The sequence below is a fragment of the Bacillus massiliglaciei genome, from assembly GCF_900098925.1.
In the GTDB taxonomy this organism is placed as follows: Bacteria; Bacillota; Bacilli; order Bacillales; family DSM-1321; genus Peribacillus; species Peribacillus massiliglaciei.
The window spans coordinates 623,083-643,240 of the sequence record NZ_LT622360.1; the positions used below are offsets into that span (position 1 = coordinate 623,083).

Sequence of the window (20,158 nt, forward strand, 5' to 3'; positions counted from 1 at the left end):
AGGGGGGGATTATAATGAGTGTATTTATTAATAAAGATACAAAAGTAATTGTTCAAGGGATTACAGGTTCAACAGCTATTTTTCATACGAAACAGATGCTTGAATACGGTACAAAGATTGTAGGCGGCACTTCTCCGGGGAAGGGCGGAAGCGAAGCGGAAGGTGTTCCGGTATTCAATACCGTTGCTGAGGCAGTTGCCGAGACAGGCGCCACAGCATCCGTTATATATGTACCTGCGCCATTTGCGGCCGATGCTATACTTGAAGCTGTTGATGCAGAGCTGGATATGGTAATCTGCATAACAGAACATATCCCTGTGTTGGATATGGTTAAAGTAAAAAGATATATGAAAGGGAAAAAAACGCGCCTGATTGGACCGAATTGTCCCGGAGTGATCACACCTGAAGAATGCAAGATTGGAATCATGCCCGGATATATTCATAAAAAAGGGCATATTGGTGTCGTATCCCGTTCCGGCACTTTAACATATGAAGCGGTTCATCAGCTTTCTCAGGCGGGCATCGGCCAGTCTACAGCAGTAGGAATTGGCGGTGATCCAGTAAATGGTACAAACTTCATCGACGTTTTAAAGGCTTTCAATGATGATCCCGAAACGAAAGCGGTCATTATGATCGGCGAAATAGGCGGCACGGCGGAAGAAGAAGCCGCAGTATGGGTGAAAGAACATATGACCAAACCAGTGGTCGGATTCATCGGAGGACGGACTGCACCTGCTGGGAAAAGGATGGGCCATGCAGGTGCAATCATTTCAGGCGGAAAAGGCACTGCAGACGAGAAAATTCGTGTAATGAACGAGTCCGGAATCAAAGTAGCTGACACTCCATCCGTAATTGGTGAAACATTGATCAATGCAATAAAAGAAAATGGCATTTATGATGTATGTAAAACCCATTAATAAGTGATTTCTAAAGGCTGATCCTCTTTCGTTAATGAAAGAGGTCAGTTCCTTTTTGCATGCAATCTGCCAAAGGAGGACATATATGTGAACAAGAAAAAAAGACTGCTGCATCTCCATCATTGCCAAGGCATTGGCTATAAATCGATTGACAGGATACTCCTGAATGACCCTTCCCTTCAAACCCTCTATACTAAAACTTTTCAGGAATGGAAAGAGCTTCTCCTACTTCCCACTCAAAAGATAGAAAACTTCTATCGTGACCTTCATTCATTACCGCTTGCTAACATTCTTCAAAAATATGAAAACTCCCAAATCGATTACCTAACGTTGGAAGACCCGGATTATCCCTGTTTGCTAAAAGAGATTTATGATCCGCCCCATATTCTTTATTTAAAGGGGAAAAGAGAGCTTTTAACAGAAAGGCGGCCGATTGCTGTAATCGGTACCAGAAAGCCGACAGCATACGGGACAGAAGCGTTAAAATCGATTTTGCCGACACTTATTAAGAAAGACGTGGTAATTGTAAGCGGGATGGCGATTGGCGTCGACTCTGCGGCTCACTTGATCACTCTCAAAACAGGAGGTAAAACCATTGCGGTTCTGGGCGGAGGAATTTTGGATATTTACCCTAAACAAAATAAAAAGCTTGCGGCAGATATAGCAGAACAAGGCTTGCTGATTTCCGAAATGACGCCTTTCACTAAAGCAGAACCATGGATGTTCCCGATGAGAAACAGGATCATAAGCGGATTATCCATAGGGGTATTTGTTGTTGAAGCAAAAATAAAGAGCGGGTCGTTAATCACGGCTAAGCTGGCACTAGATCAAAACAGAGAGGTCTTTGCCTTACCGGGAACAATCTTTAGCTCTGAATCACAAGGGACAAACAGGTTAATCCAAGAGGGAGCAAAAATGGTTCTTGCACCGGAAAATATTTTGGAAGAGCTTCCGGTAAATATTATATAGAAGTTTTCCAAAAAGTAGAGAGCATACGTGAAATTTTCATTAAATATGCTAAAAGAATAGAAATATTAGGGAAAAAGGTTGAAATTATTTGAAAACTGTTATAAATTTTGCAACAGACCCCTTTTAAAAGTGCTTTTTGGGTTATAAGGGGACATTTCTTGAAATATCCAAGTTGACAAATGAAATTTGAATGATTGATAATAGTGAAGATTTATATTACCTCTTTGAGGAGGACTTAGTGAATGTCGGATTATTTAGTAATAGTGGAATCGCCGGCCAAGGCGAAGACGATAGAGAGATATTTAGGAAAGAAATATAAGGTCAAGGCATCCATGGGGCATATTCGTGATTTGCCGAAAAGTAAGATGGGTGTGGATGTTGAACATGAATACGACCCTCAATATATTACGATAAGGGGCAAAGGCCCCATATTAAAGGAATTAAAAACAGCTGCGAAAAAGGCAAAGAAAATTTATCTTGCGGCTGACCCCGACAGAGAAGGGGAAGCGATTGCCTGGCATTTGGCTCACAGTCTCGATGTGGACATCCATTCGGATTGCCGGGTAGTTTTTAACGAGATTACCAAAGAGGCAATCAAAGAATCATTTAAAACACCAAGGCCAATTAATATGAACTTGGTAGATGCGCAGCAGGCAAGGAGGATTCTTGACAGACTGGTCGGATATAATATCAGTCCTTTATTATGGAAGAAAGTCAAAAAGGGTCTGAGTGCAGGAAGAGTTCAATCCGTAGCTGTAAGAATGATTATTGACAGAGAAAATGAAATCAAAGCCTTTATTCCAGAAGAGTATTGGTCAATCAAGGCCGATTTCTTGAAGGGAAAAGAACAGTTCCAAGGATCTTTCTTTAGCATGAATGGAGAAAGAACAGAATTGAAGACAGAACAGGATGTTAAGAAGATTCTGTCTGAGATTCAAGGCGGAGAATTTAAGATTGTGTCTGTGACCAAGAAAGAACGAAAACGTAATCCAGCTGCACCGTTTACGACTTCTTCCCTGCAGCAGGAGGCAGCAAGGAAGCTTAATTTCCGGGCCAAGAAAACAATGATGCTCGCACAGCAGCTATATGAAGGAATTGAGTTAGGAAAAGAAGGAACTATCGGTTTAATCACGTATATGCGTACAGACTCGACAAGAATTTCTGAAATTGCGAAAGATGAAGTTAAAGGTTTAATTGAAAACAATTACGGAAAAGAATATATTCAGTCTGAGCAAAGAAAAGAAAAAAAGAACTCGAACGCTCAGGATGCTCATGAAGCCATTCGTCCGACTAGTTCACTCAGAGAACCTAATTTAGTAAAAGAACATTTATCCAGAGATCAATTCAGATTGTATAAATTGATTTGGGAAAGATTTGTTTCTAGCCAAATGTCTTCTGCAATTATGGATACGATGACAATTGATCTGGATAACAACGGAATTGTTTTCAGAGCGAATGGATCAAAGATTAAATTTCCGGGTTTCATGAAAGTTTATGTAGAAGGAAATGACGATTCTGAAGAAGAAAAAGAAAATCTGCTGCCAGATGTAAAAGAAGGCGATAATTTCTTTTCAAAAGATATTGAACCAAAGCAGCATTTCACACAGCCGCCGCCAAGGTATACGGAGGCAAGACTTGTCAGAACGCTGGAAGAATTAGGCATAGGAAGACCTTCTACGTATGCCCCGACTCTGGACACCATTCAAAAAAGAGGATATGTGACGCTTGATAATAAGCGATTTGTGCCGACAGAATTAGGAGAAATTGTATTGGAACTGATCCGAGAATTTTTCCCGGAAATTCTGGATACCGAATTCACAGCTAAAATGGAAGAGGAATTTGACAGCATTGAAGAGGGGCAGACCCAGTGGGTAAAGGTGATCGACCATTTTTATAAAGGTTTTGAAGTCGACCTGAAAAAAGCTGAAAGCGAAATGGAAAAAATAGAAATCAAGGATGAGCCGGCTGGTGTAGACTGTGAGGAATGCGGACATCCCATGGTGTTCAAGATGGGGCGTTATGGCAAATTTATGGCCTGCAGCAATTTCCCTGACTGCCGCAATACAAAGCCGATTGTAAAAGAAATCGGTGTAAAATGTCCGAACTGTAAGGAAGGCAATATTATAGAAAGAAAAAGCAAAAAACGGCGGATTTTTTATGGATGCGACAGGTATCCGGAATGCGAATTCATTTCTTGGGATAAGCCATTAGCGCGGCCATGTCCAAAGTGTGAAGGCACGTTAGTAGAAAAGAAACTAAAAAAAGGCATTCAGGTACAATGTCTAAAATGCGACTACAAAGAAACTCCGCAAAGTTAATAAGATGACTTTAAGGTATTAAAAAAGTATCGGGATGTTACTCCCGATACTTTTTGCTGTTTAGGGGAGGGTACTTTTGTTCGATTGACATTGTTTCCGATAATCACTTTCTATGGAATGTCTTTCGACTAAAAAACAGCTGCAACATCCAAACATTTAGCCATCTTTATGGAAGAGAGAATTTCATTTATTTTTCCTTTTTGAAAAGAATGGAGCGGAAAAGAAGCTATTTTTCAGCTTAACGCATAAATCATTGGACAAAGCGATTTAGAAAGGGATATAATATTTCTTTGCCATCCATCTTTTTTAGGCAAAAAAAGTTTCTCAACTACCGTTAATGAAGAATGCAGACCATACATAAATAATAGGGAGGCAAAATAAATGGAAGGAATGAAAGTGAACGTAATCGGTGCCGGGCTTGCTGGCAGTGAAGCCGCTTGGCAGCTGGCTAAAAGGGGAATTAAGGTTGATTTATATGAAATGAGGCCTGTGAAACAAACGCCTGCACACCATACTGATAAATTCGCAGAGCTTGTTTGTTCCAATTCACTTAGAGCTAATACGCTTACAAACGCAGTCGGCGTTTTAAAAGAGGAAATGCGTATTTTGGATTCGGTTATTATTTCAGCAGCTGATGCGTGCGCTGTGCCGGCAGGGGGTGCGTTGGCTGTTGACCGCCATGAATTTGCCGGACTGGTCACAGAGAGAGTGAAAAATCACCCGAATGTTACAGTTATTAATGAAGAAGTTACAGAGATCCCTGAAGGTCCGACGATTATTGCGACTGGACCTTTAACCAGCCAATCACTGTCAGACAGCCTCATGAAAATTATGGATGAGGAATATTTGTATTTTTATGACGCAGCTGCGCCTATCATTGAAAAAGACAGCATAGATATGAATAAAGTATATTTAAAGTCCCGATATGATAAGGGAGAGGCTGCCTATCTAAACTGTCCGATGACGGAAGAAGAATTCAATCGCTTTTATGAGGCACTTATCGCAGCAGAAACTGTTCCATTAAAAGAATTTGAAAAAGAAATCTTTTTTGAAGGCTGCATGCCTATTGAGGTAATGGCTCAAAGGGGAAGAAAAACCATGCTGTTCGGACCTATGAAACCGGTCGGTCTTGAAGATCCAAAAACCGGAAAGCGGCCATTTGCAGTCGTGCAATTAAGGCAGGATGATGCAGCAGGTACTCTTTATAATATTGTTGGATTCCAAACTCATCTAAAATGGGGGCCGCAAAAAGAAGTGCTTCAATTAATACCCGGCTTGGAAAATGCGGAAATTGTCCGTTATGGTGTCATGCATCGAAATACTTTTATTAACTCACCCAAAGTGTTAAAGTCTACCTATCAGTTTAGAAACCGAGACGATTTATTTTTTGCGGGCCAAATGACAGGTGTGGAAGGATACGTCGAGTCAGCGGCTTCAGGTCTGATTGCAGGTATTAATGCTGCAAGGCTTGTATCGGGAAAGGATGCAACAGAATTCCCGCTTGCTACGGCAATGGGAAGCATGGCTAACTATATCACCACTACTAATTCGAAGAATTTCCAGCCGATGAATGCGAACTTTGGATTATTCCCAGATTTGGAAGTAAAGGTCAAAGGGAAAAAGGAAAGAAATGAAATGCATGCAAATCGGGCATTGGAAACAATTCAGAACTTTGTGAATTGTTTGTAATTTATTTGCCTGCCTTTTTAAAGTATGGTACTATTTAATAGCCTTTGTGAGGTGTTCTATGAATCGTTTAACAGAGGAGTTTCATTCTTTCGCAGAGTATTTGCAGATTGAAAAGAATTATTCACTTCACACACTGAATAATTATAAACGGGATATCGAAGAGTTTTATCTGTTTTTACATGAGCAGGGTATAGAAGACCTTGCTCAGGTTGAATATTTTGATGCCCGGCTTTTCTTGACTAAGCTGCATCAGAACGATTTATCGAAGCGGTCGGTAGCCAGAAAAACATCTTGTCTTAGAAGTTTCTATAAATTTTTACTGCGGGAAGGGAAAGTGAAAGAAAACCCATTTTCCCTTGTATCCCTGCCGAAAAAAGATCAAAAACTTCCTCGTTTTCTATATGAGGAGGAACTAAATCATTTGTTTTCTTCATTAAAAAGGAATTCGCCGAAAGAAATTCGCGATGCAGCTTTGCTTGAATTGTTGTATGCATCGGGAATCAGGGTAAGTGAATGCTGTGAGATTAAATTGAAGGACCTGGATTTTAGTTTAGGAACCATCCTCATTCATGGAAAGGGGAAAAAAGACCGGTATGTTCCTTTCGGAAACTATGCCCGGGAAGCGCTGGATACATATATTAACTCGGCAAGGAATGATTTAATTCCAAGTACAAAGCCGGATCATAGCTACCTATTTGTTAATTTTCGGGGGAGTCCGCTCACAGCCAGAGGAATTCGCTATATCTTGAATGGGTTAATAGAAAAAGCGGCACTTGAAGGGAGTTTGCATCCGCATATGCTTAGGCATTCATTTGCCACGCATCTGCTGAATCGGGGTGCAGATATACGGACAGTCCAAGAACTGTTGGGCCATTCTAAAATCTCTTCAACACAAGTTTATACACATGTATCGAAAGATCAGCTGAAAAAAGTATATAATGCAACACATCCTAGAGCATAAAGTTTCGAAAGGAGAATGGAAATGGGTAATTTTCATGCAACCACCATTTTTGCGGTGCAGCATAAAGGAAAGAGCGCCATGGCGGGAGACGGTCAGGTTACACTTGGAAATTCAGTAGTTATGAAGCATACGGCCAAAAAGGTAAGGCGGATCTTTAACGGCCAGGTACTGGCTGGCTTTGCCGGGTCTGTTGCAGACGCATTCACACTGTTCGAAATGTTTGAGTCCAAGTTGGAAGAATATAATGGAAACCTTCAGCGCGCAGCTGTAGAAATGGCAAAGCAATGGAGAAGTGACAATATATTGAGAAAGCTTGAGGCTATGCTGATTGTGATGGATACTGAGCATATCCTTCTTGTTTCAGGAACGGGTGAGGTTATAGAGCCGGATGATGGCATTCTTGCCATAGGTTCAGGAGGCAATTATGCACTCGCAGCAGGCAGAGCATTAAAACGGTATTCCGGCGATCATTTGACTGCCAAGGAAATTGCGGAATCATCTTTACAAATTGCAGCGGAAATTTGTGTCTTTACCAATACAAATATAATCGTGGAAGAGCTGTAAGGAGGAGTTGAGAGAATGCGTAAAAAAACAGACTTAACACCGAAGCAGACGGTCGAGAAACTGGATCAATATATTGTCGGTCAAAGTGAAGCCAAACGGGCGGTAGCCGTGGCTTTAAGAAACAGATATCGGAGAACGCTGCTTTCTGATCAGATGAAAGATGAAATTGTCCCCAAAAATATCTTGATGATCGGTCCTACCGGTGTAGGGAAAACCGAAATAGCCCGCCGGATTGCTAAATTGGTGGGAGCCCCTTTCATAAAAGTAGAAGCAACGAAATTTACGGAAGTTGGATATGTTGGAAGAGATGTAGAATCCATGGTCCGGGATCTTATGGAAACATCCGTGCGACTCGTCAAGGAAGAAAAAATGGAAAGTGTGAGGGAGAGGGCGGAGGAAAATGCAAACCGCCGTCTTATCGAGCTGTTAGTTCCTTCTTTTAAGAAACAAAACACGTTTAAAAACCCTTTAGAAGCATTATTTGGCGGAAATCAATCTTTTGATGAACAAGAAAGTGAACAGCCTGCCGATGATATGAATATAAAGCAGAAACGGGCTTTGGCCGAAGAAAGACTGGCAAAGGGCGAATTAGAAGAAGAAATGATTACCGTTGAAGTTGAAGAACAGCAAGCTTCCATGTTTGATATGCTGCAAGGTTCGGGAATGGAACAAATGGGGATGAATATGCAGGATGCCCTTGGCAGTTTAATGCCTAAAAAAAAGAAGAAAAGAAAATTAAAAGTAAGCGAGGCCAGGACGGTGCTGGCAAATGAAGAAGCCGGGAAGTTAATTGATATGGATGAAGTCACACAGGAAGCAATCTACAGGGCGGAGCAAACAGGCATCATTTTCATCGATGAGATTGATAAGATTGCAAGCAAACAATCTGGAAGCTCTTCTGCAGACGTATCACGAGAGGGAGTCCAAAGGGATATTCTCCCGATTGTAGAAGGATCCACAGTGGTCACGAAATATGGTTCTGTAAAAACAGATCACGTTCTCTTTATTGCTGCAGGAGCATTTCATATTGCAAAGCCGTCTGATTTAATTCCGGAACTTCAGGGCCGGCTTCCCATCCGTGTAGAATTGAAAAAGCTGACAGTTGAAGATTTCGTCAGAATTCTGCATGAACCGGATAATGCTTTGCTAAAACAATATGTAGCATTATTGGAAACAGAAGGTATAAAAATAGAATTTTCTGACGAAGCTATTCGTAAAATAGCTGAAGTTGCTTTTGAAGTGAATCAAAATACCGACAATATCGGTGCCCGCCGCCTTCATACGATTATGGAAAGACTGTTGGAAGATCTTTCTTTTGAAGCACCTGATGTGACGCTGGATAAGATCCTTATCACGCCGCAATATGTAGAAGAAAAACTCGGCTCTATTTCACGGAATAAGGATTTGAGCCAGTTCATTTTATAAGGCGGCTTCAATCGGCAAACATTGTAATTAGATTGAGCAATATACACAGTTAACAAGGTTTTTAGGAGGAACAAACAATGAATTTACTAGAAAAAACAAGAAAAATTAATGCAATGCTTCAAAAAGCGGCTGGAAAGCCCGTAAACTTTAAAGAAATGGCTGAGACATTAAGCGATGTTATTGAGTCTAATGTATTTGTCGTCAGCCGCCGCGGAAAGCTGCTTGGGATTGCTGTCAGCCAGCAAATTGAAAATGAACGTATGATTAAAATGCTTGAAGATAAGCAATTTCCTGAAGGGTATACGAAAAACCTTTTCCATATTGAAGAAACTTCTTCAAATTTGGACATTGAAAGTGAATATACCGCTTTCCCAGTGGAAAATAAGGAATTGTTTTCTGCCGGACTTACTACAATTGTGCCGATTATCGGAGGCGGAGAGCGTCTTGGAACATTAATTTTAGCCAGACTGGAAGAAAAATTTCATGATGACGATTTGATCTTGGCTGAGTATGGCGCTACGGTAGTAGGAATGGAAATCCTTCGTGAAAAAGCAGAAGAGATTGAGGAAGAAGCTCGCAGTAAAGCGGTAGTTCAAATGGCAATTAGTTCCCTTTCTTATAGCGAATTAGAGGCCATTGAGCATATTTTTGAAGAACTGAAAGGAAATGAAGGTCTCCTTGTTGCTTCAAAAATTGCTGACCGCGTAGGAATTACACGTTCTGTTATTGTTAATGCGCTTAGAAAGCTGGAGAGCGCCGGAGTCATTGAGTCTCGTTCTCTGGGAATGAAAGGAACATATATTAAAGTATTGAATGATAAATTCCTGTTGGAATTAGAAAAGTTAAAAAATAGTTAATTTTGATAAAAGCCTGTATATCAGGCTTTTTGGCTGCAGACAGACGGAAAAAATTCGGTCTGACCTGCAGTCTTTTTTTATTTTTTCCAGCCTGTTACCCGTTTTGCTTCCTCATAAAGTCACTTAATACCCTTAGTCTCTTAAAATTCTGTTTAAATCCCCTACCCACTCATATCGAGTTTCTAATTCAGTTAACAAAATATAGAAAACTTGAAATAATGACACACCATTTTGTAACCGTGCAGGGAAACCGGTACAGTTAGTCCTTTATTTTAGGAACCGTTTTTTTTATTCCAAGCCATATAATAAGAAATACATAAAAAATTCACAAATAAAAAGGTTAAATTATAGTCATATAGAACTATAAGTGATGTATAATATGGAATTATATAGGCTTATAATTTTTGTGGCTTCTTTTTTATGTGTTAAATATCCTATAACTTCTTTTTTTATAAGCGGAATTTAATGTAAAAATATTGTTTTTTAAGAAATTTAGTACAAAAGTAACAAGTAGTTTTGCGGTTTTTTAGGTATGATTGTAAAAGTATTCAAGAAGAAATTGGATTGATTGTCGAATATAATCAAAAAATGAATTATTTTTAAAGGGATTTTAAAGAAAAAGTGAAAGAAACGACAAAATAAGGCATGGTTCTACAATTGATAGGTATTTATAACTATGATTAAGAGAATGAAAGATTGGCTTCATTCTGATGAAAGGGGAGCAGTGAATAAATGGAAATTTTCTCCGGCACCATTCACTCTTTGGAAAAAGCATTGGATTATTCCACTGCCAAACAAAATGTAATTTCTCAAAATATTGCTAATGCAGACACTCCTAATTATAAAGCTCAGGAGATTACTAAAAATAATTTTCAGAACGAACTAAATTCAGCAATGGATACGTATAGAACAGACAACAGGCATTTTGCATTCACTGAAAATGAGGCAAAGCCTTTTACCATCTCCCGTAACAATGTGAGTTACAACAATAATGGGAACAGCGTAGATGTTGATAAAGAAATGAGCGACCTAGCAACCAATCAAATTTATTACAACGCAGTGACAGATCGCCTCGCAGGAAAGTTTTCTTCCCTGCAAAACGTAATTAGGGGTGGAAAGTAATGAGTATGTTTCATAGCTTGAACACCACTTCGACTGCATTGACAAGCCAGCGGTTAAGGATGGATGTTGTTTCCTCAAACATGGCTAATTCCGAGACTACAAGAGGGAAATATGTAGATGGAGAATGGAAGCCGTATCAAAGAAAAAGTGTTGTACTACAAAGTAAAGAGAATGGTTTTTCCGGTTATCTGCAAAGAGCCTCTTCGGGCGGCTCTGAAGGCAGCGGGGTAAAGGTTGCCAAAATCGTGGAGGATCAGACTCCGGGCAAGCTCGAATACAATCCTGATCATCCGGATGCAAACGAAGAGGGGTACGTTGAAATGCCGAATGTTGATCCGCTGAGAGAAATGGTGGATTTGATGAGTGCGACCCGCTCCTATGAAGCAAATGTTACAGTAATGAATGCCTCCAAAGGAATGCTGATGAAGGCACTTGAGATAGGAAAATAAAATGTAGTAGTACGGGAGGAAATATAAATGCCAGTAATGGGAATCACAGCTCTGAATAATACGAACGGGATAGCGGAGCAAGCAGCAAAGGCAACTCCTTTTAAAGCACAGCAAGATTTTTCGGGTGCATTGAAGGATGCGATCAATAAGGTAAATGAAGCTCAGATCAGTTCAGACCAAGCAACTGAAAAAATGGTAAATGGAGAAAATGTGGACCTTCATACTGTTATGGTTGCCAGTCAAAAAGCAAGCATCTCTATGTCAATGGCTCTGGAAGTGCGAAATAAAGCTGTGGAAGCTTATCAAGAGATGATGAGGATGAGCATATAGAAAAGGCACTTCTTAAGAAAGAAAGGATTCATCAAGTTCCTACTAAATTCACATATAATACCGGGGGATTGAAATGAATGAAGCGTTAACGTCAATTAAAACTAAGGTAACAGGATTTTGGGGAGCTAGAAGCAAAAAACAAAAATTTCTGCTGATTGGCTCTTTCCTGTTTCTTTTGCTTTTTATAATTTTCTTATCGATATGGACATCTAAAACAACAATGGTTCCTTTATACAGAGATCTATCTGCTACAGAAACAGGCAGCATAAAAGAGAATCTGGACAGTAAAGGGATTAAAAATGAAATATCTGAAGATGGAACAAGTATCAAGGTACCTGAAGAACAGGTAGACACCTTAAAGGTTGAACTTGCAGCGGAGGGACTTCCTCAGTCGGGCAATATTGATTATTCTTTCTTCGGTCAGAATGCCGGAATCGGCATGACAGAAAATGAATTCAATGTCGTTAAATTGGATGCCATGCAATCTGAGTTAGCTGGGCTGATAAAGAACATAGAAGGGGTGCAGGATGCGAATGTCATGATTACTCTCCCCTCAGAGGGCGTCTTTGTAAGTGACGCTGCCGGTGAAGCTTCTGCTTCCATTGTTTTAACTACAAAGCCGGGATACCAATTTCAAGAAAATCAAATCAATTCTTTATATCATTTAGTCTCGAAAAGTATCCCGAATCTTCCTACTGATAATATCGTCATTATGAACCAAGACTTTGAGTATTTTGATTACGGAAATACAAAAAGTTCTGCTGCCGGTACAGCTTTTGCTTCCCAGCAGGAGATTAAAAAAGAAATTGAACGTGATATTCAGAGACAAGTACAAACGATGCTTGGCACGTTAATGGGTCGGGATAAAGTGGTTGTATCTGTTTCCACAGACATTGATTTCACTCAGGAAAACCGTGAAGAAAACCTGGTTACTCCTGTAGATGAAGAAAATATGGAAGGGATCACAATTTCTGCTAAAAGAATAAATGAAACATACAGCGGTGATCAGGCAGCCGCAGGGGGAGTGCCTGAAGGTGAAGATGCTTCGGATTCGCTTGGCTCAACCTATGTTGAAGGATCAGACGGTTCAGGCGATTATGAAAAAGTTGAAGAAACGGTAAATAGTGAAGTAAACAGAATAAAAAAAGAAATTGTTGAAAGTCCATATAAAATAAAAGATCTCGGTATCCAGGTAATGGTTGAACCGCCGAACGCAAAGGATCCTAACTCACTTTCTGACGAAAGCAGAGAGGACATATCCAAAGTCCTAAGTACCATTATCAGAACAACAATTAATAAAGACGGGGAAACTGAGGCACTTACTGATGAAGATATTGAACAAAAAATTGCGATTTCAGTGCAGCCTTTCAATGGGAAAATGACAGCAACTCAATCTGAAGTACCAGTTATTCCAATATGGGTTTATATCGTAGGGGGCACTTTGCTTCTCATCATTATTATCCTCGCCATTCTTTTCTTCCGGTCAAGAAGAAAAGAGGAAGAATATGAAGAGGTTATTGTGGAAGAGGAAGTCCCTATTACCGTTCCGGACTTATATAAAGAACAAGAAACAGAAGCATCCATCAAGAGAAAGCAACTTGAAAAATTAGCTAAAGAAAAGCCGGATGAATTTGCTAAATTGTTAAGAAGCTGGATTGCAGAAGATTAGGAGGGCAGCGAAGTGACAGATCGAAAGAAAAAAGGCGGTTTAACTGGTAAACAAAAAGCAGCTATACTTCTGATCTCTCTCGGACCAGATGTTTCTGCTTCAGTATATAAGCATCTTTCGGAGGAAGAAATTGAGAAGTTGACTTTAGAAATTTCCGGTGTGAGAAAGGTGGAAAACAAGGAAAAGGAAGACATTATGGATGAGTTCCATAATATCGCTCTTGCTCAGGATTATATCTCTCAGGGTGGGATAGGATATGCTAAACAAGTCCTGGAAAAAGCACTTGGCACGGAACAGGCTGCTTCTATTATCAATAGACTGACTTCGTCTCTCCAGGTAAGACCGTTTGATTTTGCGCGGAAGGCTGATCCAGCTCAAATATTGAACTTCATCCAGAATGAGCATCCGCAGACAATCGCGTTAATTCTTTCTTATCTTGATCCTGCTCAGGCAGGCCAAATCCTTTCAGATTTACCTCAAGATATGCAGGCTGATATTGCGAAACGAATCGCCTTAATGGACAGCACATCACCAGAAATCATCAATGAAGTCGAACAAATTCTTGAACGTAAGCTTTCTGCTACTGTTACACAGGATTATACTCAAACTGGCGGTGTAGAAGCAGTTGTAGATGTATTGAATGGTGTAGATCGATCTACTGAGCGGACAATCTTAGATGCACTTGAGATCCAGGATCCAGAATTGGCAGAGGAAATCAAGAAACGGATGTTTGTCTTCGAAGACATTGTCACACTTGATGGAAGAGCGATTCAAAGGATTGTTCGGGATTCTGATAATGAAGACCTTAAACTTTCTCTCAAGGTTGCAAGTGATGAAGTGAAAGATATTGTCTTTAAGAATATGTCAAAACGTATGGTTGAAACGTTCATTGAAGAAATGGAATATATGGGACCTGTCAGACTGAAAGATGTTGAAGAAGCTCAATCGAGAATTGTAACAGTTATCCGCAGGCTTGAAGAAGCGGGCGAGATTGTCATTGCCCGCGGCGGAGGAGATGACATTATTGTCTAGGATCATCAAATCATATTTAGCCAATGACACAAAACAGCAGGGAATTCCGATTAAACTAAGAACTTTTACTCCTTTTCTGCGTGAAGGTGATACAGAAGGCGCTTCAAATGACGGCAAGCCAGATTCTGACTGGGAAGAAGCAGCAAGGCTTGAAGCTGAAGAAATTTTATTAAAGGCCCATAACGAAGCTTTACGGCTCAAAAGGGAAATCGAGGAAGATCGGCAGCGCTGGGAAAATGAAGAGAAGCCTTTACTAAGAGAACAGGCGCAAAAAGAAGGCTTTCAGCAAGGTTATGAAGATGGACAGCAAAAGGGCTATCAAGAGATGGCAGAGTCGATCCAGTTTGCAGGATCAATCATTGAATCATCGAAAGAAGATTACCAAAAGCATATTGAAGCTTCTGAACCTGTCATTTTAGAGCTTGCTGTTCAAGTAGCCGGCAAAATCATTGCTTCCAAGCTAGAAAGCGAAGATGAGACTTTTCTGGGAATCGTAAAGAGAGCTGTGAAGCAAGTGAAAGAGCATACAGAGGTCCAGCTTCATATTCATCCAATGCACTATCCTTTCGTATTGGATCATAAAGACGAACTGCTGGCCATCTTCCCAAGGGAAACAGAATTGTATATCTATCCTGATGAGGAAATGAGTGAAACAGGCTGTTATATCGAATCGGATAAAGGAAGAATTGATGCCAGTGTGGACACTCAGCTTGAAGAGATTAAGCAGAAACTTACAGAATTACTGGAAGGTGAGTAAACGTGCAGGTTAAAGACCTTATTCCGTTGGTTGAAGAAATGGACAGCTTTAAACAGTATGGCAGGGTTAAAAGAGTAGTTGGCCTCATGATTGAATCACAGGGACCGGTCAGTTCAATAGGTGATATTTGCTTTATAAATGCCGGAACACAGAGAAAAAACAGAAAAATCATGGCGGAAGTTGTAGGGTTCAAGGATGAAATGGTCATTTTGATGCCTTTTACCTCTGTCAGTGATATTTCACCGGGCAGTATAGTCGAAGGGACAGGAAAACCTTTGGAAATTAAGACAGGTACCGGACTGATCGGAAAAGTGGTAGACCCCCTTGGACAATCAATTGATGAAGCACTGCTTCCGAAAGGGCTTGCTTCGGTGGCAGTCGATCGGGAACCCCCAAATCCAATGAACAGGCCGCCAATTTCCGAACAGATAAATGTCGGGGTCAGAGTGATTGACAGTCTCCTGGCTGTGGGAATGGGACAGCGTGTAGGGATTTTTGCCGGAAGCGGAGTCGGCAAAAGTACTTTGCTGGGAATGGTAGCAAGAAATACCACTGCTGATTTGAATGTAATAGCGCTAATAGGGGAGCGAGGCCGTGAAGTCCGTGAATTTATTGAAAAAGATTTAGGACCGGAGGGACTTTCACGCTCCATTGTAGTTGTGGCCACTTCCGATCAGCCTGCGCTTATGAGAATAAAGGGTGCATTGACGGCTACTGCTATTGCTGAATATTTCCGGGATAAAGGACTGAATGTCATGCTGATGATGGACTCAGTAACCCGGGTTGCTATGGCGCAGAGGGAGATTGGTCTGGCAGTAGGAGAACCGCCGACAACCAAAGGTTATACCCCTTCTGTATTTGCTATATTGCCGAGGCTCCTTGAACGTACAGGTACAAATGAACATGGCTCAATAACTGCTTTTTATACCGTGCTGGTTGACGGAGATGATATGAATGAACCAATAGCAGATGCAGTGCGGGGAATTCTTGATGGGCATTTTGTCCTGGACAGGCAATTAGCCAATAAAGGACAATATCCGGCGATCAACGTTTTAAAAAGTATTAGCCGTGTAATGAACAGCATAGTGGCAAAAGAACATAAGCAGGCCGCCGAAATTCTTAGAAACAGGCTGTCGACGTATATGGAATCAGAGGATTTAATCAATATCGGAGCTTATAAGAAGGGATCTTCCCCAAATATTGATCAATCAATTAAGCAATATCCCGAAATTATCTCTTTCTTAAAGCAGGGCACACATGAAAAAGTAACAAAGGAACAAAGCATCCAGAGACTGATCGATTTTATGGGAACAGGTGAAAATGTATGATGTTTCAATATAAATTCGGCAAAATCCTGTCAATCAGGGAGAAGGAAAAGGCTGACGCGCTTTCCAAATATAATGAATCCATGAAACGCTTTGAAGAAGCAGCAGAGAAACTATATAAGCTGTTAAAGAAAAAAGAGGAGCTGCTTGATTTTCAGCAAGAAAAACTAGTTACAGGTCTTTCTGTTCAGGATATTAGACAGCACCAGCTTTTCATGGACAACTTGGAAAAAATAATCGAACAAAACCAAAAAACAGTTATGGAAACCCGTTATATTATGAATAAACGGCAGCAAGAGCTTATGGATAAGAACGTGGAAGTTAGGAAATATGAAAAAATAAAAGAAAACGATTTTACTAGATTTCTTGATGGTATGAAGGAAGAAGAAAACAAGAGCATGGATGAGATATCCATCCGTCAATTTTTAAATAAAGGATAACAGGTGAAGCATATGGGCAGAAAACCAGAAACATCCAAACATGATCCGAAAGAATCGACTGAAAAAAAAGCGGGGAAATTCCAATGGTTTTTGTTTGTGTTTGTCATCCCTATTTTCTTTCTGCTTCTTGTAACCGGTATTGTCTTACACTTTGCAGGTTTTGATATCGCAGATAAATCAAAAGAAACTCTTTCGAAAATTCCTTTTACGCAAGATGAAAACCAGGCGAAAACAAATAAAGACCAGACACCTGAGCAGTATGAAAAAAATGTGCAAAAACTGGAAGAGGACCTTGGCAAAAAGAATGAAGAAATCAAAAAGCTTGAAAACATTATAGATACAAAGGATCAGTCCATATCAAAGCTTGAGGCAGAAAAAGATCAACTGAAAAAGCAGCAGGCTGAAGAAGCTGACAGCTCACCAGAAAAAAAAGAAGAAGACACATTAAAGGAAATTACCCGTACCTATGAAACCATGTCTGCCAAAAAAGCAGCACCTATTCTTTCCCAAATGTCAGAAGAAGAAGCATTAAAAATTTTAGGGACACTAAAGGCGCAGACGCTGGCTAAAATCTTAGAACAGATGCCGCCAGAAGATGCCGCTAAATTTACAAAAGGCTTGACAGCCAAGGCAGAAGGAAATTAAATACAACATCAGCAGGGCTGGCGAGGTGATAGACTATGAAATTGGAAACATTGTCCTTACAAAGCGGACTGTCCTTTGGAAGTGCAGGAAAACTATCAGATTCAGACGGTAAAGGACGATTCAGTTTAGTATTGGATTCAGCTGTTTCAGAGGAAGAATCTGATAAACAAGAAACAGAACCAGCAGTAAACGAAGAACAAAAAAAGATCATCACAGATTTGCTTCAATTTTTAGAACAAGTCCATGCAGAGAATTCTGATAAGAGCGATGAACAGGCTAAAGCAACGCAGAATCTCCTGCTTAAATGGAGTAATAATGGCGAGATGAGCAAAGAACTTGAGGATTTGCTTCCCTCTGCTAATAAACTGGGCATTGAGGAGGATGAACTGTTTAATGCTGATATTTTAACTGTTCAATCTTTATTGCAGAATCTTTCAAATATGGCGCCAGAAGATTTGGAAGAATTTGGATTGAAAGAGGCTGCTGACATAATTGCCTGGTCAAAAATGCAATCTTTACTGACACAAACAAATGAATCTTCTGAAGATGCAAAAACCCTTAATCTTCATACGGAACAATTATTAGAAACCATTGGAGAAAAGTTCAAAAATCTTTTGGTAACGGATCAATTCAATGTAAATGAAGAGAAGCAATACCAAGATCTTCCGATTTTATCGGCAAAACAATTACACAATGAGAACCCTCAATTAACTGAGAAAGCCGAGGCATTTTCCTTAACACTTTTAAATGAAGGACAGCCAGTTACTCAGGAACAATTTGTTAAAGAATTTTCAGCCATTCTTAGAAAAGGAGATCTTTTTGGGGGTGATGGAAGTAAAAGGCTATTAGTTCACTTGAATCCAGAAAAATTAGGCTCATTTAGTATAGAGATGCTACAAAAAGACGGCATAATGACCGCTAGAATAATGACTGCGACTTCACAGGTTAAAGACTTGCTTGAAAAGCAGCTGCCGTCACTAAAACAGGCTTTCAGCTTTCAGAATCTCCAAGTTGATAAAATTAATATCGAAAGTTTAAACCAGGGAAGTTTTTTCGTTAGAAACCAAGGGCAGAGAGAAAGTGGAATTCAGCTGCAAGAAAAAGGCGGGTTACAGGAAACTTTCCTCTCTCTTGTCAAAGAGGGACAGCCAGTTACTCAGGAACAATTTGTTAAAGAATTTTCAGCCATTCTTAGAAAAGAGGATCTTTTTGGGGGTGATGGAAGTAAAAGGCTATTAGTTCACTTGAATCCAGAAAAATTAGGCTCATTTAGTATAGAGATGCTACAAAAAGACGGCATAATGAGCGCTAGAATAATGACTGCGACTTCACAGGTTAAAGACTTGCTTGAAAAGCAGCTGCCGTCACTAAAACAGGCTTTCAGCTTTCAGAATCTCCAAGTTGACAAAATTAATATCGAAAGTTTAAACCAGGGAAGTTTTTTCGTTAGAAACCAAGGACAGAAAGAAAGTGGAATTCAGCTGCAAGAAAAAGGCGGGTTACAGGAAACCGGCAGCCAAGGAAATTTCCAGACTCCTATGTCAAAAGTTGAACAATTTTTCCTCTCTCCTGTCAAAGAGGGACAGCCAGTTACTCAGGAACAATTTATCAAGGAATTTTCGGCAATCCTTAAAAAAGCGAATTTTTCGGCAATTAACGGGGTAAATAAGCTATTAATTCGTTTAAATCCAGAAAATTTAGGTTCTCTGCGTGTGGAGATGGTTCAAAAAGATGGGTTGATGACTGTCAAAATACTGGCCACTACGGCACAGGCAAAAGATCTTCTGGAAAAGCAGCTTCAGTCTCTGAAACAGGCTCTCAGCATTCAGAATATTCAAGTGGATAAAATAGATATTTCCCAACAGCCGGGAAGCTTAAACCAGGAGCGTTTATTCCATAAAGAACCTGAGCAGCAGGACAGGGGAAATCACTCACAAGATCAATCCAAGCAAGAAAATGAATCTGAAGAGACGGCAGGTTTTTCTGAAACACTGGATGATGCCCTGCTTAACTTAGAAGTGTAGGAGAAGAAAATATGACAAGTATTGATACCTCTTTGCTGTTACCAAGCAACCAAACGGAGACAAGGAAAACTGGAGATAACCTTGGAAAAGATGATTTTTTGAAGCTTTTAATTACCCAGCTTCAAAATCAAGATCCCAGCAATCCGATGGATAATACTGAATTTATTGCACAGATGGCTACTTTTTCAACTCTTGAGCAAATGATGAATATTGGTACAAAAATAGATGAATTAAAAAGTTCTAACGATCAAAAAAATCTAGTCCAATATAATTCCTTTGTCGGGAAGGAAGTGAAATGGCATTCTTTGGACGAGAATAGTAACGAACAGCCTAATATTAAGGAAGGTACAGGCAGAATTGCTTCTATTCAATACAAAGGAGATGCTGTTTACTTCTTTCTGGAAGACGGAACCAAGCTGGAACCCGGGAATATATCAGAAATTAAAGCTGATACACCTATAAATAACCTGTCAACAGGAAGCGAACTAATTGGCCGGAAGGTAACCTGGCTTGATGAAGCTGGTTCTGAGTTATCGGGAATGGTTAAATCGGTATTAATGAGTGAAGGCAAACTGAAATACGAGATTGATGATGAAAACCATTCCAAACTATCGAGTGACCAGTTTATTAAAGTAAGCAGTGTTTGAGGATTTTAAGACGGTTTT

19 protein-coding genes are annotated in these 20,158 nt (G+C 40.1%); all 19 read left to right on the forward strand.

Translation table 11 applies throughout. The features are described 5' to 3' along the window. Positions 1 to 14 precede the first annotated feature (14 nt). The 19 genes from sucD (at position 15) to flgD (ending at position 20,140) form a co-directional block, all read left to right on the forward strand. Complete coding sequence (gene sucD / locus BQ4305_RS19580; protein WP_110929402.1) at positions 15 to 917, forward strand: succinate--CoA ligase subunit alpha; 903 nt, start codon at positions 15 to 17, stop codon at positions 915 to 917. Positions 918 to 1,004: 87 nt separating this feature from the next. Continuing rightward, on the forward strand, positions 1,005 to 1,886 hold the full coding sequence (gene dprA / locus BQ4305_RS19585; protein ID WP_110929403.1) for a DNA-processing protein DprA: 882 nt from the start codon (positions 1,005 to 1,007) through the stop codon (positions 1,884 to 1,886). Between the two features lie 242 nt (positions 1,887 to 2,128). Next, on the forward strand, positions 2,129 to 4,204 hold the full coding sequence (gene topA / locus BQ4305_RS19590) for a type I DNA topoisomerase (RefSeq protein WP_110929404.1): 2,076 nt from the start codon (positions 2,129 to 2,131) through the stop codon (positions 4,202 to 4,204). 381 nt (positions 4,205 to 4,585) lie between these two features. Beyond that, on the forward strand, positions 4,586 to 5,893 hold the full coding sequence (gene trmFO, locus BQ4305_RS19595) for an FADH(2)-oxidizing methylenetetrahydrofolate--tRNA-(uracil(54)-C(5))-methyltransferase TrmFO (protein ID WP_110929405.1): 1,308 nt from the start codon (positions 4,586 to 4,588) through the stop codon (positions 5,891 to 5,893). A gap of 58 nt (positions 5,894 to 5,951) precedes the next feature. After that, positions 5,952 to 6,854: a tyrosine recombinase XerC gene (gene xerC / locus BQ4305_RS19600; protein WP_110929406.1), complete on the forward strand. Its 903-nt coding sequence runs from the start codon at positions 5,952 to 5,954 to the stop codon at positions 6,852 to 6,854. Positions 6,855 to 6,875: 21 nt separating this feature from the next. Continuing rightward, on the forward strand, positions 6,876 to 7,418 hold the full coding sequence (hslV, locus tag BQ4305_RS19605; protein WP_110929407.1) for an ATP-dependent protease subunit HslV: 543 nt from the start codon (positions 6,876 to 6,878) through the stop codon (positions 7,416 to 7,418). Between the two features lie 15 nt (positions 7,419 to 7,433). Then, complete coding sequence (hslU, locus tag BQ4305_RS19610; RefSeq protein ID WP_110929408.1) at positions 7,434 to 8,843, forward strand: HslU--HslV peptidase ATPase subunit; 1,410 nt, start codon at positions 7,434 to 7,436, stop codon at positions 8,841 to 8,843. 77 nt (positions 8,844 to 8,920) lie between these two features. Continuing rightward, positions 8,921 to 9,700 (forward strand): GTP-sensing pleiotropic transcriptional regulator CodY, encoded by a 780-nt coding sequence (gene codY / locus BQ4305_RS19615; RefSeq protein WP_110929409.1) that lies wholly within the window; start codon positions 8,921 to 8,923, stop codon positions 9,698 to 9,700. A gap of 732 nt (positions 9,701 to 10,432) precedes the next feature. Further along, positions 10,433 to 10,822 carry a flagellar basal body rod protein FlgB gene (gene flgB / locus BQ4305_RS19620; RefSeq protein ID WP_110929410.1) on the forward strand — a complete coding sequence of 130 codons (390 nt, stop codon included), beginning with the start codon at positions 10,433 to 10,435 and terminating at the stop codon, positions 10,820 to 10,822. Next, positions 10,822 to 11,271, forward strand: a complete 450-nt coding sequence (gene flgC, locus BQ4305_RS19625) for a flagellar basal body rod protein FlgC (RefSeq protein WP_110929411.1) — start codon at positions 10,822 to 10,824, stop codon at positions 11,269 to 11,271. The genes flgB and flgC overlap by 1 nt, the downstream gene beginning before the upstream one ends. Before the next feature lie 36 nt (positions 11,272 to 11,307). Next, on the forward strand, positions 11,308 to 11,601 hold the full coding sequence (fliE, locus tag BQ4305_RS19630) for a flagellar hook-basal body complex protein FliE (protein ID WP_110929705.1): 294 nt from the start codon (positions 11,308 to 11,310) through the stop codon (positions 11,599 to 11,601). Positions 11,602 to 11,674: 73 nt separating this feature from the next. Continuing rightward, positions 11,675 to 13,270, forward strand: a complete 1,596-nt coding sequence (gene fliF / locus BQ4305_RS19635) for a flagellar basal-body MS-ring/collar protein FliF (protein ID WP_110929412.1) — start codon at positions 11,675 to 11,677, stop codon at positions 13,268 to 13,270. A gap of 12 nt (positions 13,271 to 13,282) precedes the next feature. After that, a complete protein-coding gene (gene fliG / locus BQ4305_RS19640) occupies positions 13,283 to 14,302 on the forward strand; it encodes a flagellar motor switch protein FliG (protein WP_110929413.1) in 1,020 nt (339 codons plus the stop codon). Then, on the forward strand, positions 14,295 to 15,059 hold the full coding sequence (gene fliH, locus BQ4305_RS19645) for a flagellar assembly protein FliH (protein ID WP_407640171.1): 765 nt from the start codon (positions 14,295 to 14,297) through the stop codon (positions 15,057 to 15,059). The genes fliG and fliH overlap by 8 nt, the downstream gene beginning before the upstream one ends. A gap of 38 nt (positions 15,060 to 15,097) precedes the next feature. Then, positions 15,098 to 16,387, forward strand: a complete 1,290-nt coding sequence (fliI, locus tag BQ4305_RS19650) for a flagellar protein export ATPase FliI (RefSeq protein ID WP_407640176.1) — start codon at positions 15,098 to 15,100, stop codon at positions 16,385 to 16,387. After that, positions 16,384 to 16,824 carry a flagellar export protein FliJ gene (gene fliJ, locus BQ4305_RS19655; protein ID WP_110929416.1) on the forward strand — a complete coding sequence of 147 codons (441 nt, stop codon included), beginning with the start codon at positions 16,384 to 16,386 and terminating at the stop codon, positions 16,822 to 16,824. The genes fliI and fliJ overlap by 4 nt, the downstream gene beginning before the upstream one ends. Positions 16,825 to 16,836: 12 nt before the next feature. Then, positions 16,837 to 17,469 (forward strand): MotE family protein, encoded by a 633-nt coding sequence (locus BQ4305_RS19660; protein WP_110929417.1) that lies wholly within the window; start codon positions 16,837 to 16,839, stop codon positions 17,467 to 17,469. 131 nt (positions 17,470 to 17,600) lie between these two features. Continuing rightward, entirely contained in the window at positions 17,601 to 19,493 is a 1,893-nt protein-coding gene (locus BQ4305_RS19665) for a flagellar hook-length control protein FliK (RefSeq protein ID WP_199880767.1), read from the forward strand. 11 nt (positions 19,494 to 19,504) lie between these two features. Next, a complete protein-coding gene (gene flgD / locus BQ4305_RS19670; RefSeq protein WP_110929419.1) occupies positions 19,505 to 20,140 on the forward strand; it encodes a flagellar hook assembly protein FlgD in 636 nt (211 codons plus the stop codon). Positions 20,141 to 20,158 lie beyond the last annotated feature (18 nt).